Raw genomic sequence first — 16896 nt, 5'->3', positions numbered from 1 at the left:
GAATTCTGGAATAAATCAATTAGTTCTCAAGATCAAATAGCTCCTTAACCTGGTCATAGCTCAATTGCTGTAAGGTACTTGCATCCAAGAAATCCTTTTCACCAATCTTGGCAGTGTTAATCTGAATACCTGCAGGAATGAGCACATAGCGGATCTTTCGGCCATCTGTCAGGTCTATTATAGCCTGCGGTAGGGATGACCCAGGTGGGTTGGACACATTGAAATAAAAATTGGTATAGTTACCTGTCCGAGCGTACCATCGAGCCTTCCAGCCATCGCGATCGAAATAAGGTAATGGAAATTGCCACCACCCACTTTCTCCTGTAATATACACCAAAAGCACACCTCCATCTGATAGCATGTTCCCTAAGGACGAATACCCAACGGCATTTATTATGGGTGCTGGAATTTGATATGATACCTCCCGTATATATGAAACACTTGAAGCGTTCCATGGTTTCCAATCCATCCAGGTACTAGCCACCACATTAGCCGTGCCTTTTAGATTGATTGGTGTGCCCCATCCTGAAACAGTCTTAGGGCCATAAAGGTCACCTGAGATTTTATTTAAGAAGTAATCCCCAGGTATACCTATTCCTATGGTCGGATTACTATTTCCACTCAAAAACTGACTTCCAGGAGTTCCAGAAATTCCCTGTTCTCCCTGTTCTCCCTGTTCTCCCTGTTCTCCTTTCAATAGTAGTGGTACACCCCAACCTGTCTGGGTTTTGGGCCCATAAAGTTCACTACTTTCACGGTCTAGGTACATATCCCCATTGTTACCCAATGTTTCAACAGGCGCGCCATTGCCAAAAAGAATAACTGCACCATCCTTTCCTGGAATTCCTTGAATTCCTTGAATTCCCTGATCCCCAGTATCCCCTTTAGCACCTTCAGATCCTTCCTTACTGCAGGCTAATCCAACAATCATAAATACAGCTAGTAATAGTGAATTGAAAATTCTTGTCTTCATACATTTTAATTTTACTTTAATACTAATTTTATATGCATTGCCATTTGTTTGATGTATGAATTAATCACTTTCAATGATTAGGTTTTATTAGGTAAAACCAAATGCTTAAACAAATGGTTACTATAAAACAGTTTTACTAAATACCTATTTTCATACACTTTGAGGTTGGCTTAAGGGGAGGTACCATCTAAAAATACCCTTCAAAAATGCTTCATTTATTAGTAAGTTGTAAGTTAATTTGTATAGTTTGGGTAAACTTTTGTATAACTGGTAGTCAATTCATCATTAATGGTCAATCTTGTGCATAAATCGTATAAATACGAACTCATTATCAGTAAATTGAGTGTATTCATACAAAATTGAACTAATTCATATTCCTGATTTTGTACCTTTAAACAAAAACGACAATACGATGCTTAATGTAGTAATTATAGATGATGAAAAAAAAGCTATTGACAGCCTAGAATGGGAACTAAAAAACAGTGAACTACAGGTTACTATACTTGGGGTATTTACCAAAGCAGCAGATGCCGTATCCTTTGTACAGAGCCATAGTGTTGACTGTATTTTTTTAGATGTTGAGATGCCTGGAATGGATGGATTTTCCTTTTTATCAAAATGTAGTGATCGTACATTCTCGGTTATATTTACTACCGCATTTAATGAATACGCCATTAAGGCCATAAAAGAAAGAGCACTTGATTACCTCTTAAAACCTATCGATTCAGAAGACTTAAATAACGCACTGCTTAAAGCTTACAATGAAAAAAAGGACAAAATCCTTCAAAAATTACTTGAAGACAAATTACTTCAATTGAACACTGATTCTTCACATATACGAATATCCATCCCCATTGACGGAAAACTAATTTTTATAGATACTGATGAGATAATATATTGTGAAAGTCAAGGGAATTACAGTAAAATATATCTGGAAAATGGTGAATCTTATTTTCTTACAAAAAAGTTGAAATTTTTAGAAGAATTGCTTCCTAATGAACTATTCTTTAGAATTCACAATAGTTTTGTTATTGGATTACATAAGGTAAGGGCATTTTATAAGAATGACAGCTATGTACTAATGACCAACAAAAAAAAGATTCCAGTTTCCCGTCAGCGTAAAACTGACTTTTTAAACAAACTATAATTCATGGAGGGAACGACCATTCTTGAAATCCTCAGAAATGCTAACGCTAACGGCTTAGGAATGGCCTTTATAAGCATCCTTTTTTATCTATTTATATACAATGGTATAATTTACCTTAAAAACAAGGAAGTTTATTATCTCTACTATAGCTTGTACGTGTTAGTTAATGTACTTGTTTTCAGTAAATATCAAACAAATGTGTTTTTTGAGAATAATGAGCTGTACGCCCATTTAATGTTATGGCTAACCTATCCCCTTTTCTTTTTTAGTTTTGTGTTTTTTGGACTATTTATCCTTACCATTCTTAAATTCAAGGAAAGGCAACCCCAATTTTATCGTCTCTATATCAATTATTACTTAATACCAGCTATAACTGTCTTTTTACTACTGTTTATTGCCAGTGTTATACATACTAAGGTATTCCTAATTTTACGTATTTATTATGCATATATTTTTATCCCCATAACAGTTTTAATTAGCCTAAACGGGATCCGGCTTATCATTCAGATGAAAGACCCAATAAAAACTCCCTTGGTTTTAGGATTGGCATCCGTTTTAATGGCAACGCTTATTCTGGTAATACATTCGATGCTTACCGGATATGACATTAATAAAAATCAATACATCTTTTATCTTGGTATGCTCCTTGAAAATATGTTCTTTACCTACGCCATCTCCATAAGACAATATCAGGTATATAAAGAAAGGACACAAATTCAAAAAAAATATATTGGACAGCTCATTGAATTACAAAACATCAAAGATGTACATGAAAAGCAACTTGAAGAGGAGCTATTAAAAAAAGAGAAAAGCCTATTAGAATCCCAGAAATTAGCTGAAGCAGCCAGAGTAACGGTTTTAAAAGAACGATTTAACAATGAAATAAGTACCTTAAAGCTCGAAACTTTAAGGAGTCAAATGAATCCTCATTTTATATTCAATGCCCTTAATTCCATAAAAGCCTATCTGATTAGCAGTAACAAAATAAAATCCATATTTTATCTCAATAAATTTTCAAAATTAATTCGTATTATCCTAGAAAACAGTCGAAAAGATACTATATCCCTCGAAGAGGAATTACACATCATTCAGCTGTATTTACAAATGGAGAATATGCGTTTTGAAGAAAAAATTGAAATTGCTATCACCACAGACCCTGATATTCCTATACATACTATTACCGTACCACCTTTAATAACACAACCTATTATAGAAAATGCCATTTGGCATGGGCTTGCACATATTGAGGGACCTAAAAAAATGGAAATCCATATTTTTAAAGAAAAAGATAGTTATTATATATCTATAAAAGACAATGGAATAGGTAGAACACTCTCCAAGAAAACAAACCACTACAAAAAAGAATCTTTAGGGTTAGCCATAACCCAGGAGAGACTTCACTATTTTAACAAAAAGAATGAGGTACATTATACTATTAGAATTGTAGACCTTATTAACAGTGCCAATGAGCCAATAGGTACTGAAGTACGTATACAACTTTCCAGTGTAGCTAGTACTACACAGTCTTGAATAATTTAATTATCAATGATCCATATTACCCTTCTTCAACATACTCCAAAATATCACCAGGTTGACACTCCAATACATTACAAATAGCCTCTAAAGTGCTAAACCGAATTGCTTTTGCCTTTCCTGTTTTTAAAATAGATAGATTGGATAAGGTAAGTCCCACTTTTTCAGAAAGTTCATTAAGAGAGATCTTTCGCTTTGCCATTACAACATCTAGGTTTACTACAATTGCCATGGGCTATACTGTTAAATCATTTTCACTCTGAATCGCCACTCCCTTTTTGAAAATAGTAGCTATAATATACACCACAAGACCCATTATAATAAATGCCTTACTGTCTGCCCAAAACGGATTTAACATAGTAGTATCCAGACCACGATTCAAAAAGTGCTTTGCCAGTTTACTTCCTACATAACTTAAAAGCCCTATAGATAATGTATAGAAACTAATTAATTCTATTTGTCTAGCCACAAAACTACTAAATGGCTTTGCCAAATCTATTTTAAGCATTAGCCGGATGACATAATAAAATAAGAACGCTTTTAAAATTGAAATGGCTAGTATTACATAATAAAAAACATAATAGGCAGTCCTATTAGCCAAATACATTTGAGAAAGATCTAATTTTTGATACAATCTTGAGACCATTTCAGGTTTTAGTAAACTAAATATAAAGTTTACGAGTAGTCCACCTGCTTCTATACATAAGGCCACAAAAATGACCCAAGACACCGCCTGTAGCGCTATAAACACGAATTTGTTTGTTATTGATTCCATACGTTTAAAGTTTATGGGATCAAATATACAATTATTTATTGAAAAACAATAAATATTAATTCATATTCAACAATTTTTTATTAAATTTCAAATAACAAACAATAAAGTATAGACTAATAGCATGTCTGTATTGTATCTCTAATCTTCTTCTTCATTTCTTCTACGCTTCCAATCACGTGATTCTTTCTTGATTCGAAGTGCTTTTTGCATTTTTACATCCTTATTTCGATCCTTTTTAAAATGCATACTCGTTTCCGCTAAAGGAGATCCTTGACGAATCATTAAACCATTATACGGGCAATAATCAATTCCACAATCATGTTTTGCATAACTACCAAAATTGCGATGATTAAGCTTTTTCTCTTTGATGATTTTTTCCTGATTTTCTCGTATGATTCGCCACCAATTAAGCTCATCTCCTTTTGTTAATTCAACTCCTATGGTAGATACCTCAAAGAAGGTTTGCGGATCTTTAAGTTGAAGAAAATCGAAGGTCTTTTTAAAATAGTAATGGGATAACTCTCGAATTTCAAGCTTATCATCCTTGCTCAAATTACCATTCTCCAATAAGGAACGATACAGTCCTAAGGTATTAAATTCAGTATACAGTTGATGGTTGGGGATACATTCTAAATATTCCTGTTTACTAAACTGGTTGAAGGGTTTATCAATAGTCATAGGGATAATGGGAGCGTTATTAAAGTCATTTTAAGGTCAATAATAGTGAATTGTTCGCAGTGTAGGCTGTTTCGATTTCATTTCTTTCTTAATCCAGTTTCCCATGTGATCATACTCATAATTATATTCCCAATAATCTTTTGCATAAGAGGTATCCGTCTTATAACTAATTCTATTTCCTAAACTATCAAAATGGGTAGTGTATGTTTTAGTTTCAAACCTTTCTATACAAGTCATTACTACAGTTTTCAATTGCCCATTAGTATAAAAGGTATAGGAATTCCTAGTATATTCATTCCAAGTACCATCCTCAGCTAATTTAGACTTAGAAAGAATATTTCCAGATGAATCTTTGGTAAACAGATGAACTTTAGTAGCGCTATTAGCTTTAATATCCAGCCAAATAGAGTCATAAAAGATATACTCTAAGTACGCTCCCTTTTGAAGCAGGGTGTACAACAATGTACCTTTGAAATCAAAATAAGCACTTACTATAGATGGTTCAGTGATAGTGGTTTTAAACTTCAAGATTCCATTAGGATCATATCCAAAAGTTACTCTCCTTAAAAACTGTTCATCTCCATTTTTTGGATTGACTTTAAAATAGAACTGTTCTGTGATTTTTCCATCTATGGAATCCGTCGTAACATATACATTAAAGCCATCTCTATCCCTAAAGGATACTAAATTTCCATGGGTATCATACTGATAGCGAACCACACTTTTAATCGTATTTATAGTTTCAGTGAATTGTCTAAGACTTCCATTTGGGTTATATTGGTAGGTGGTATGTTCTGATTCCTTTGAATCCAACCAATGAATCTTTTTATTTGTCAGCCTTCCATCAGGGTTAAAATGATATACCACTTTTTTATCATGAGCTTTGGTAACTACTTTCCTTGGAGTTCCTTTTAAATTGTAATCCTTCCAGGTCTCTAAAGTATCTTGAGCATGTACCATCTGAATTATCCCAAAAAGAAATAGGAAACAGAAACTGCCTTTAGGAAGGGAATTGGATAGGGCTATTGGAAAAGTGCTTGGTGTTCTCATTGGAATTTTAAATCACTACGTAAATCTGGATTGGACTTTGCACCATGAAGCTTCATCAAATGAAAAAAATTCTTTATAAATAACACCTTATCTCCACCCTGGGTAGTCTTATTGAAATAGAATGATAAGCCATGACCGCCTGTATCAGGGCTTCCATTTACAGTTGTAATTACACTGGGTCTATCCAACGCAAATCGAAGTTGCATTACATTGTGAAAGTCCTTCACATAATTTATATAGACCTCCTTGAAACTGTTTCTAGGTAAAAACACCTCCATTTCTAAGGCAGGGTTCTTCAGACTTGTATACTGAAATAATCCTTTATCATTTAATACATACCAATGTAAAGACTGTTCTGTACTATCCCCTTGAACCAACATGGCAAAACCCTTAGTTCGAAACCAATCCTCTATTTCTTCTTTAGACTGAGCCAGACCAGAGGCCCAGAGTAGTATTAGAGTACAAACACCTAAAATATACTTATATATCTCGCACATTTTATCCTCACCCTTTATATTTCAAAGCCAAACTATCCTTTGAAACAAAAACCAGTTTCCATGAATCATTTTCAAGATTATAGCTGTGAAACCTATAAGTGGTTGTAATCACACTATCAGCATTCATCCTCCAGGTACCTCTATAATTTTGATACCTAATAGGAGGAGTTCCACAACTACTCTCATTTCTTCGGATGGTAATTTGACCATCTTGACCAAACTCAAATCCTGATCTATGAACCTCCATACGAGCTTCCTTACTATAATAAGACACCCCTTTTCTGGTTTCTTTATATACCCAACTTCCGCTCAAATCTTGACCCTTTACTACCCAGGAACAGGCTACAAATAGAGAGCTTAAAAGGATTCTTTCTATCATATGGTTTACAAATTACAGCATGTTTTTATCATCCTAATCACTTACTCTTTGACCTTGTTTATTTATATAAAATGATTCTCCATTAAGCTTCACTAATGATTTTCCTTTTATAAACCAATTTACACTATCATATATTATTGGAATTACTACTTCACCCTTCATATTGAGATAACCTTCTTTATTATTAAACTTTACAGAAATAAATTCTTCGGTGGCAACCAGATTCATATCGTCATATTTAAACTCAGTAATTTCTCGTCCACTTGTATCCAATAGTCCAAATTTGCCATTTAATTCAGCCCTAACCACTCCATCATGTACTACTCTTAAAGACTTATATTTAAGAGGAGTAATTAACTTTCCTTGAGTATCAACCATACCACATTTATTATTTTGGTATACAATCCCTACACCACTCAAAAATGCAACTACCTCGCTATACTTAGGTGGTACAATTTCCTTTCCGTTAGCATCTATATACCCATATTTTTCATTCAGTTTTACAACGGCAAGCCCATCATTAAAATCTCCCCATATGGAATGATACTTAGCTGGGACTATTACCCTTCCTGTGGTATCTATAATTCCACTTTTATCACCTTGATCAAAAACTGCCAAGCCCACACGCATATCAAATCCGGAATACAAAAAGTCATAAATACAAGGTATAACTTCCTTACCTTGAGAGTTTACATACCCGTACTTATAATGGCCAGCTTTCTTATCCAAAATAGCAACCTGAGTAAATTCCTTATCGGATTTATACCTGTTTTTACGATCGTATTTAGGCTCTATAAGGATATTTCCATTAGCATCTTTAACACCAAGCTTACCATTAGCTCCGGTAAAAAAGATTTGAGAATAGCTCGATTGGGTGCTAGATATAGAAACCATAAAAAAGACAAGAAGTACAATAGTATTTTTCATAGGGAATAGGTTTAGATGAAGGTATTGCACTATTTTTTTCGGTTGCAATACACATAAAAGTTATAGGTATAGCCCTTGGGTGAGGTTAGTTTAAAATTTCCTGATTTTTTTCTACTTAAAAACCTTCTGCTTTGCTCTTTTGCCCAATCACAGTCACCATCAATACATTTATTGTTATGCCATCCAGTAGTTGGACTGTAATAGGCCACATCACAACCAAATTGTGCACAATAATACCTTGATCCACAAGAAGTAGCAACCAGTAAAAGCAGTAGCAAGATTACTTGTTTTCCGTTTAAAATTCTCATACCTAATTGTTTATCTATTACATATTAAATTGTGCTCCATATACCTGAAAAAAAGTTTGAAGTTTATCTCTGTATACCTCCATATTAGCTCTTGATGTACCATCCTTAAAAGTAATGGTCAATTTGTCTAATTCCTTTACTGAACTAATTTTTACGCAATTTTTACTAAACTGAACCTCTATGGTATTCGCCTCAAAGTTTAGGAAGATTCGTTGGGCAAAGGAGAAGTCAGCACTTGAAATTTCTTGACTGCTACGATTAAGTCCAGTCATTCCTTCCGAATGATATTCAAGTACCACGCTCTTTTCTTTAAACACCATTGTTTCCTTTGTCAGTGAGTCTTCATCTTCCATATATTTCAGAAGCTTATTGCCATCATAGCGTAACCAGTATATGATGTCGTCCCGTTCCTTTTTTAAAAAATCACAAGCGTCCATATTATTTTTCTTGCATGATTTCAAAATCCATGAATAGGCATAAGCCTTATTCATGGGAACTCCTTTACCATTGTAATGTAGTAGGCCAACTTCATGCATCCCTGATTCATTATCATTTTCTGCTGCCTTCATATACCACTGAAGAGCCGTTGCATAATCAACGGGCATCCCTTTGCCAAGTTCATGCATTTTTCCAAGCATGACCATACAGTCCGTATTACCTTGTTCTATTGCTTTTTTATACCATAATGTTGCTTTGGCATAATCTCGGATACCACCTTCCCCTTGATCATATATATAGCCTAAATTATACATGGAATTTACATCTCCGGTTTCAGCTAATTTTTCATTCCAATACACGGCTTTAGAATTGTTTTGAGTCACCCCTTCCCCGTTGAAATACATATATCCTAGTTCACTCATAGCATTTTCATCACCTCTTTCTGCCGCTTTTTGAATCCATTTAAACGCTTTTGTCAAGTCTTGATCACCACCTAATCCCTCTCTATACATATATCCAATACTACTCATGGCTAAAACGTTTTCATTTTCGGCAGCTTTTTCCAATAGTTCTCTAGCCTTTAAATAATCTTGGGTATGACCTTCTCCATAATAGTACATATAACCTAATTCAACCATAGCTGTAACGTCTTCCTTAGCAACTGCCTTTTCATACCATTGGAACGCTATGGTAACATCTTTAGTAACACCAACTCCCTCTTTATACATATATCCCAGATTATTCATGGCGTAGGCGACTCCATTATCAGCCGCCTTTTCAAACCAATACTTGGCCTTTGCATAATCCTGGGATACCAGTTCTCCAGAAAAATAAATAACGCCCAGAGTATTCATCGACTCTATATCTCCATTTTCAGCAGCCGATTTAACTTCCTGGTAATTTACTTGAGCGGTCAACACTTGACTTAACGCTAAAGCTAGTAACACTAATAAACTATGTAACTTCATAGGTAATCGATCTTAATTAATATACAACTGTCTTATTATTCCTAATTAAACTATTCATTACTATACCCATTATAGGATTGGCAAGCCTCTTTCAGTCCATGATCGCAAGCTATTTTAAGATGTTTTAAACCAAGTTCTCGATTTTTTTTACCTCCATATCCTTCCAGAAGTGCCAGTCCATACATGGTATTAACGACAGCCACCGAGCCTAAATCAAAAGTGGGATCCTTCTTCTCCATTTCAATAAACTGCATGCAATAATTTCTGGACTTTTTGTAATCTATATGCGCTTCTCCTAGTCCACCGAAATAGATGTATGCCAAATAATAGGAAGCTTGAAGTGCTTCCCTATCGAAGGCTTGCTTAGCCCAATAAATTGCTTGATCGGCGTCAATTTTCCAATGTTCTCCCATAGTATATCCTTCAGCAAGTTTGACCATAGCCTTTAGATGCTTCATTTTTGCAGCATTTTCAAAAAGAAGTCTGGCCTCTTCTTTAGTATTACCGTCACTGGCAGATTTTACTAATTCTACTCCTTTTTTATAATAATCACTAGCCTTAGCTGCCTGGGCATCGGTCATATCAACTCGATCTTTATAATAGAATTCACTTTGTGAGAAAAGAAATGATGCGTTAAAAGCAACGATTAAAGTCAACAAAATGTAGCGGTACTTTTTCATATAAATATTCTTACTATTGAATTGTGATGGGTAATCTAACGTATATAATTTCTATATTTTTCCTCTTCCTTGCATTCCTTTTTTAAGCTTTCCATACGAGGATTCTGTGGTATATTTGATCAATTAATAATGAGGTAATTTTAATTATTCTAGGCAAAAAGTAAACTTAAGTCTATCACCATTATTAGTAAATACCTAATGTTAGGTATTTTAATGAAGGAAGTAAGGCCGGAGTTGATGGGTACTTTTTAGGTTGGTTTTTTTGAGAATGTTTTTTCTATGAGTATTTACAGTGTGAGTACTTATAAACAACTGTGAGGCAATCTCTTTACTAGTGAGATTATGTGCCAATAATTCCGAAATTTCAATTTCACGCTTGGATAGCAAAGAATTCAAATAACTCTTCGAATAATTTTTATGTAAAAGTGTGGTGTAGGTTCCGTGCTCATCTAAATATTTGACAGTGCCCATTATCGGGGCCTGTTCACCCTCACCAATAACCGTATGTTGGGTAACACCTATTACAGGCTTCCCCATATCATCTAAAACTATAGGAAGTGTATGGGCAAAAACTGTTTTATAATTTCCCCAGGCAGTTTTGATTCTAAAACTCCATGAATAGGTAAGTTTTTTGCGCTTTTCAGGTGCAACAGTGCTTAAAGTATATACCATCATATCATTCATGGTATGCAAAAAAATCTGGAGATCTATGGGATGAAAATGCGTAAGCCAATACTTGGTTCCTTCGGTTTTCATTCTTTCAGGATCCAATCCTAAGTTTGCTTTAAACCCTTTTCCCACAAAGGGAAATGTTTGAGTAGTGGTATTGGTAACAATGAAATAAGAATTATATGCTGGAAGAAATTCATCCATTTCAAAATGTTTCTCTAGGTGTTTTTTAATTAAGGATTGATCGTATTCATTAATGGAGCTAAAAACATCTCCATAGAGTTCAACAACGTCTTTTTTCATCCAATTAAATTTAGGTTTCTAATGAGTGGTACTATGATGTAAGCGTCTTTGCATTCTCTGTACATTTTACCTGGGCTCCCTCATTATCACTACAAAATTTCACACCTATCTTGAAAAAGTATGGTCTAGAATTTCTTAATGTCTTTCCTTCCAGATTCTATGAAGAGCAAATTAAAAATTGCTTTATAAATATAAAAATCATGATTACATACATCTGTTATTCAACCTAAAAAAAGGTTTAATTGACTCTTTTTTATGTTAAATAATACATTTTAACGCAACCTTTTCTGTCAAAATAGGTCTTTAAGGAAAACTACTATTATGTATAAAATTTTAGCATTAGCACTTTCTATTACCCTTTTATTTAGCTGTTCTGGAAACCCAAATTCTGATAATCCTACACTATCCAATTGTGATACTGCGGTCATAATAAGTCCCAATATGTTTACGGATGCACCAGGTGAATCATTGACTATTAATAGTGTAGAAATTATTGAGGATTGTTTACTACTAAATTATAGTGCAGGAGGTTGTAGTGGAAATGATTGGAAAATTACCCTTATTGATGCCGGAGTTGTACTAGAATCGGACCCTCCAAAAAGACGTTTACGAGTATCTTTTGAAAACCCAGAACTATGTGAGGCCTACATAACCAAAGAAAAGACTTTTGACATAAGTGGACTACAAATAGAAGGTGGGCAAGTCCAATTTACCCTAATGAATAACGGACAAGAAATAATATATACCTATTAAATGATATGAATTGAATACCGTATTTTAAAGTGGTTTTAATAGCCATTCGACTATTTTTTTAGTTACATAAATAACCCATACACTACAAACCTTCGGTACACACTTAACTCTTGACATTAAACTAACAACAATAATACACAATATGATTTCTTTCATATTGTGTATTTATTTTTTTTAAACTACTTTCACAAACTTTCAAAGTAACCAACCTAACCCAAATTAACCAATGAATACCTTCTCAAAAGAAACATTACTGAAAAGTAAGCAACATTTTCATGTCCTAGATGGATTAAGAGGAATTGCGGCATTAGCTGTGGTCATATTTCATTTTATGGAATGGATTTATCCAGATTTCACAGAAAACTTTATTGGACATGGATTCCTTGCCGTCGATTTTTTCTTTTGTCTTTCTGGATTTGTAATTGCGTACGCCTATGACAATAGACTTACAAAAATGGGTGTTAAATCATTTTTCACTTCCCGATTAATTCGTCTACACCCACTAGTCATTGCTGGTACATTATTAGGTTTTATGGGACTTTTTTTAGACCCTTTTGCTGACCATACATCGGCTCATTCCATAGGAACACTGATACTCATGCTTATATGCTCTTTATTTCTTATCCCATTACCCATCATGGAAGAAAGAGCCTTTAATCTATTTAGTTTAAACGCACCTTCTTGGTCACTATTCTGGGAATATATTGCCAATATTCTTTATGCACTAGTCCTTATTAGGTTATCTAAGAAAATACTTTGGATATTACTTCTAATGGCAGCATGTGGTATCATATGGGTGAGTTACACCTCCGGAAATTTACTTGGTGGTTGGAGTGGTGGAACTTTTGCAGATGGAGGTATCCGAATGTCCTATTCCTTTTTAGCTGGCTTACTTATTTTTCGTTCTGGTTGGATCATTAAAAATAAAATTGGCTTTAGTGTCCTGGCCGTTCTACTTACTGCTGCATTTATGTCTTCTGGCTTATGGAAAAGTGCCATAGTTGAACCTCTTATAGTGCTATTCTATTTTCCACTATTAGTATCCCTTGGAGCTGGTTCTATAGTATCAGACTCTATTCAAAAAGTATGTGAATTTATGGGGAATCTATCGTATCCTTTATATATGACCCATTATGTAGGTATTTGGTGGTTTGGTAATTACTTTATCTCTAAAAATCCATCACAAGAAAATCTAGTATGGATAATTACCTTAGGCACCATAGCCATGGTCCTATTTGCATGGCTTGTGATGAAATTCTATGATATTCCCGTTCGAAATTATTTAAGTAGAAAAAGAAAAGAGCGTTTGCTCGGTAAATAAGACTAATATATCCCATGAAATCACCCTATAGTATCGGGTGATTTTTTTTTACCGACCATCAGCTACATTAGGTAAAAAACACCATTTTTAATCCGAACAGCCGAGCTGATGACGGTACTTGATTTAGTAATTCACCTATTAAGAATTATGGTTACATCACTGTACTGACATTTATTTTTTCTTGAATAAAGAACCAAAATACTTCAATATTTAAGGAAACTACCCTTAAGTTATTTCAGAGTCTATTTACACTATAGTTACATATTCTTATTGTTTATCAATACTTTACCTCAAAATATTACACTATCTTTAAATAAATATTCCTTTTTTATGACTATTATCATGTATAAAAGACCTGCAAGTCTTTTATATTTGTCCATATTAAAAATTACACAAATTCTAAAACACCAAAACATGTCACATTTTTTAAAGAACTTTTTACCCGTACTAGTCCTACTAGTCCTAATGGTTTCGTGCCAGAAAAAAGAAAAAGAAACTAAAAAACAAGAAGCCAGTAAAGACTATGCAAGCTATGTCACCACTGGAGACCTAACAGCTGAGCTTACTGCTCCGCCACATGTACCGAAACCTGTCGGCAATCGTGATGCCAAGAAACTTACAGTAGAAATGGAAATTAAAGAGGAAGAAGGTGAAATGACTGATGGTGTACGTTATATGTACTGGACCTTCGGTGGAAGTGTTCCGGGAAGCTTTATTCGTACCCGTGTTGGTGACGAAGTGGAGTTTACACTGAGCAATCATCCTGATAATAAGCTTCCGCATAATATTGACTTACATGCCGTAACAGGTCCAGGCGGTGGTGCAACATCCTCCCTAGTAGCACCAGGACATTCTAAAACTTTTAATTTCAAATGTATTAATCCAGGTTTATATGTATACCATTGTGCAACTGCTCCCGTGGGTATGCATATTGCAAATGGAATGTATGGCCTAATCTTAGTGGAACCTGAAGGTGGCCTCCCTCCTGTAGATCGTGAATACTACGTAATGCAAGGAGACTTCTACACCAAAGGCAAATATGGGGAACAAGGAATGCAACCCTTTGACATGAATAAAGCAGTGGACGAACATGCGGATTATGTAGTCTTTAATGGCAAAGTAGGTGCACTAACCGGTGATGGCTCCCTTACTGCAAAAGTGGGTGAAACGGTACGAATTTTTATGGGTAATGGAGGTCCAAATCTGGTATCCTCTTTCCATGTGATTGGAGAGATTTTTGACAAGGTGCACATTGAAGGTGGTGATTTGATCAATGAAAACGTACAAACCACCCTTGTACCAGCCGGAGGAGCTGCCATTGTTGAGTTTAAGGTGGATGTGCCTGGAACCTTTATTTTGGTGGACCATTCCATATTTAGAGCCTTCAATAAAGGTGCCTTAGGAATGTTAAAGGTTGAAGGAAAAGAAAATGCAAAAGTATATTCTGGAACCACTCAAGAAGGAATCTACCAACCTGAAGGTGGTACTATTCAAGAAATGCCAACCAGTGGTAAGAAAGAAGAAGAAAATATCAATAAATCATTAGCGCAACAAATCACAGACGGTAAGAACTTGTACTCTCGTACTTGCTTTGCATGTCACCAATCCGAAGGACAAGGAATACCCGGTGCCTTCCCTCCTTTGGCCAAGGCAGATTATTTAAATGCCAATGTTAATCGAGCTATTAGCACAGTACTACATGGATTAAGCGGAGAGATTACTGTAAATGGTAGTAAATATAACTCAGTAATGACAAGTCAAAACTTAACAGATCAGGAAATTGCGGATGTATTAACTTATGTTTACAATAGCTGGGGTAACAACAAAACACGTGTAACTGCTGAGATGGTTAAAACTGAACGAGCAAAACCTGCACCCAAACATAAAGACATACACGAATAAATAAACAATAATAACGTTATTGTAAACACCTAAACTCACAAAGAAATGGAATCCCAAACTAAAAAATTGATTATCAGTTATTTCATGATATTAGTAGGAGTTTCCATTTCTTTTAGTCAAGGTGATACGGAAATGGCAACCATTAAAAGTGGTAGTTATATTCCGCTGTATGGGGCCACTGAAAAAAAGGAGGTTAATGTGAACACCTTTAAATTAGATATGTACCCAGTAACTAATCAGGAGTTTGTTCAATTCTTAAAAACAAACCCTGAGTATACCAGATCAAAAATTAAAAGGTTATTTGCGAAAGAATCCTACTTATCTCATTGGAAGAGTGATTTTGATTTTGGCAATCTTGCCCCCGACGCTCCAGTGACCAATATTTCATGGTTTGCTGCTAAAAAATACTGTGAATGCCAAGGCAAAAGGTTACCCACCCTAGATGAGTGGGAATATGTAGCCATGGCCGATAGTAAAAGATCGGACGCCCGAACCCGAGAAGACTATAATAGTTACATTCTTGGATGGTATGAAAAGGGAAAGACATTTCTTAATCCCGTAGGTAGTACTTTTAAAAACTATTGGGGTGTTTATGATATGCACGGTCTTGTTTGGGAATGGACCTTTGATTTTAACAGTATCTTCTTATCAGGCGAATCCCGGAAAGATAAAGATACCGATCAGAATTTATTTTGCGGAAGCGGTTCAGTAAATGCTACTGATCTCATGAATTACGCCGCATTTATGCGCTATGCATTTAGAGGAAGCCTTAAAGCGAGTTTTACCACAAAGAATTTAGGTTTTCGATGTGCCACTGATATCACTCAAACTAATGAAATTAATAAATGAAAAAACTACTATTCCTACTTTTAGCCCTTCTTGTAATGGCAAGTTGTACTGAAACTAAAACTAATAAATCAACAACGGATTCTAAAGAAAAACCAATTTCTGATCTATCTATTTATAATTTACCGGAGAAATGGACCAATCAAAATGGTAAGGAAGTAACCCTTAAAGAATTTAGAGGAAGTGTATTAGTCATGGTAATGATTTACACCTCTTGCAAAGCTGCATGTCCTAGATTAGTAGCTGATATGCGTCATATTGAAGAGCGTATACTAAGAAGTAATAAAGATAATGTCAAATTTATACTAGTTAGTATTGATCCAGAGGTAGATACCCCTGAGCGATTAAAAGAATTTTCTATAGAAAATAAAATGACAGGTAAACACTGGTCCTTCTTACGTTCAAACGAAGAACAAACCCGTGAATTTGCTGCAGTACTTGCCGTTAATTATAAAAAGATTTCACCCATTGATTTTTCGCATTCAAATATTATCAGCGTGTTTAATGAAGAAGGAGAAATGGTATTCCAGCAAGAAGGATTAGGAGTGAGTTATGATAAAACCATCAGTGTAGTTAATGAAGAGGCCAGTAACTAATTGACTAAGCTTGTGTATTTTCTAAAATACCTTCAGTATTGTCAATTACCATCAAACTAAACTCCGTCTTTAATCTAAAAATGTAATAGGTTCTAAAGTTGCATTTTAAAATAAAAGACTTTTAAATTCATTTTAATTAGTAGCCAATAAAAT

19 protein-coding genes are annotated in these 16896 nt (G+C 34.7%); 7 read left to right on the top strand and 12 right to left on the bottom strand.

What is annotated here, in order from left to right:
• Positions 1-19 precede the first annotated feature (19 nt).
• A complete protein-coding gene (locus PT603_RS03910) occupies positions 20-973 on the bottom strand; it encodes a hypothetical protein (RefSeq protein ID WP_008240145.1) in 954 nt (317 codons plus the stop codon).
• A 412-nt stretch (positions 974-1385) separates the two neighbouring features.
• Here PT603_RS03910 and PT603_RS03905 point away from each other — a divergent pair, with 412 nt between their 5' ends.
• Together PT603_RS03905 and PT603_RS03900 are read left to right on the top strand one after the other, a co-directional pair.
• Positions 1386-2120, top strand: coding sequence for a LytR/AlgR family response regulator transcription factor (locus PT603_RS03905; protein WP_008240143.1), 735 nt, complete (start codon positions 1386-1388; stop codon positions 2118-2120).
• A gap of 3 nt (positions 2121-2123) precedes the next feature.
• Positions 2124-3650: a histidine kinase gene (locus tag PT603_RS03900; protein WP_274238968.1), complete on the top strand. Its 1527-nt coding sequence runs from the start codon at positions 2124-2126 to the stop codon at positions 3648-3650.
• A 25-nt stretch (positions 3651-3675) separates the two neighbouring features.
• Here PT603_RS03900 and PT603_RS03895 read toward each other — a convergent pair whose 3' ends face one another.
• The 11 genes from PT603_RS03895 to PT603_RS03845 form a co-directional block, all read right to left on the bottom strand.
• A complete protein-coding gene (locus PT603_RS03895) occupies positions 3676-3885 on the bottom strand; it encodes a helix-turn-helix domain-containing protein (protein WP_008240140.1) in 210 nt (69 codons plus the stop codon).
• A gap of 3 nt (positions 3886-3888) precedes the next feature.
• Positions 3889-4428, bottom strand: coding sequence for a DUF2975 domain-containing protein (locus PT603_RS03890; RefSeq protein WP_040488753.1), 540 nt, complete (start codon positions 4426-4428; stop codon positions 3889-3891).
• Positions 4429-4566: 138 nt separating this feature from the next.
• Positions 4567-5106 carry a hypothetical protein gene (locus tag PT603_RS03885; RefSeq protein ID WP_008240136.1) on the bottom strand — a complete coding sequence of 180 codons (540 nt, stop codon included), beginning with the start codon at positions 5104-5106 and terminating at the stop codon, positions 4567-4569.
• A gap of 36 nt (positions 5107-5142) precedes the next feature.
• Positions 5143-6156 carry a hypothetical protein gene (locus tag PT603_RS03880; RefSeq protein WP_008240134.1) on the bottom strand — a complete coding sequence of 338 codons (1014 nt, stop codon included), beginning with the start codon at positions 6154-6156 and terminating at the stop codon, positions 5143-5145.
• The gene (locus tag PT603_RS03875; RefSeq protein ID WP_008240132.1) at positions 6153-6653 is read right to left on the bottom strand and encodes a hypothetical protein; all 501 of its coding nucleotides are present in this window, start codon (positions 6651-6653) and stop codon (positions 6153-6155) included. The genes PT603_RS03880 and PT603_RS03875 overlap by 4 nt, the downstream gene beginning before the upstream one ends.
• A 7-nt stretch (positions 6654-6660) precedes the next feature.
• Complete coding sequence (locus PT603_RS03870) at positions 6661-7032, bottom strand: hypothetical protein (RefSeq protein WP_008240129.1); 372 nt, start codon at positions 7030-7032, stop codon at positions 6661-6663.
• Positions 7033-7065: 33 nt separating this feature from the next.
• Positions 7066-7959: a WG repeat-containing protein gene (locus PT603_RS03865; protein WP_008240127.1), complete on the bottom strand. Its 894-nt coding sequence runs from the start codon at positions 7957-7959 to the stop codon at positions 7066-7068.
• A 29-nt stretch (positions 7960-7988) separates the two neighbouring features.
• Positions 7989-8267 (bottom strand): hypothetical protein, encoded by a 279-nt coding sequence (locus PT603_RS03860; RefSeq protein ID WP_008240125.1) that lies wholly within the window; start codon positions 8265-8267, stop codon positions 7989-7991.
• Between the two features lie 17 nt (positions 8268-8284).
• Positions 8285-9673, bottom strand: a complete 1389-nt coding sequence (locus PT603_RS03855; RefSeq protein WP_008240123.1) for an SEL1-like repeat protein — start codon at positions 9671-9673, stop codon at positions 8285-8287.
• A gap of 50 nt (positions 9674-9723) precedes the next feature.
• Complete coding sequence (locus PT603_RS03850) at positions 9724-10353, bottom strand: SEL1-like repeat protein (protein ID WP_008240121.1); 630 nt, start codon at positions 10351-10353, stop codon at positions 9724-9726.
• A 210-nt stretch (positions 10354-10563) separates the two neighbouring features.
• Positions 10564-11325: a helix-turn-helix domain-containing protein gene (locus tag PT603_RS03845; protein WP_008240120.1), complete on the bottom strand. Its 762-nt coding sequence runs from the start codon at positions 11323-11325 to the stop codon at positions 10564-10566.
• 321 nt (positions 11326-11646) lie between these two features.
• Between PT603_RS03845 and PT603_RS03840 the strand changes: the two genes are divergently transcribed.
• The 5 genes from PT603_RS03840 (at position 11647) to PT603_RS03820 (ending at position 16743) form a co-directional block, all read left to right on the top strand.
• A complete protein-coding gene (locus PT603_RS03840; protein ID WP_008240118.1) occupies positions 11647-12078 on the top strand; it encodes a hypothetical protein in 432 nt (143 codons plus the stop codon).
• 226 nt (positions 12079-12304) lie between these two features.
• Entirely contained in the window at positions 12305-13399 is a 1095-nt protein-coding gene (locus tag PT603_RS03835; protein ID WP_008240116.1) for an acyltransferase family protein, read from the top strand.
• 414 nt (positions 13400-13813) lie between these two features.
• Entirely contained in the window at positions 13814-15301 is a 1488-nt protein-coding gene (gene nirK / locus PT603_RS03830) for a copper-containing nitrite reductase (RefSeq protein ID WP_040488768.1), read from the top strand.
• Between the two features lie 84 nt (positions 15302-15385).
• On the top strand, positions 15386-16150 hold the full coding sequence (locus tag PT603_RS03825) for a formylglycine-generating enzyme family protein (RefSeq protein ID WP_238531032.1): 765 nt from the start codon (positions 15386-15388) through the stop codon (positions 16148-16150).
• Positions 16147-16743, top strand: coding sequence for an SCO family protein (locus tag PT603_RS03820; protein WP_008240112.1), 597 nt, complete (start codon positions 16147-16149; stop codon positions 16741-16743). Before PT603_RS03825 ends, PT603_RS03820 begins: the two co-directional genes overlap by 4 nt.
• Positions 16744-16896 lie beyond the last annotated feature (153 nt).

Source organism: Imtechella halotolerans (genome assembly GCF_028743515.2).
Classification (GTDB): domain Bacteria; phylum Bacteroidota; class Bacteroidia; order Flavobacteriales; family Flavobacteriaceae; genus Imtechella; species Imtechella halotolerans.
This window is presented reverse-complemented; position numbering and strand designations above follow the sequence as displayed.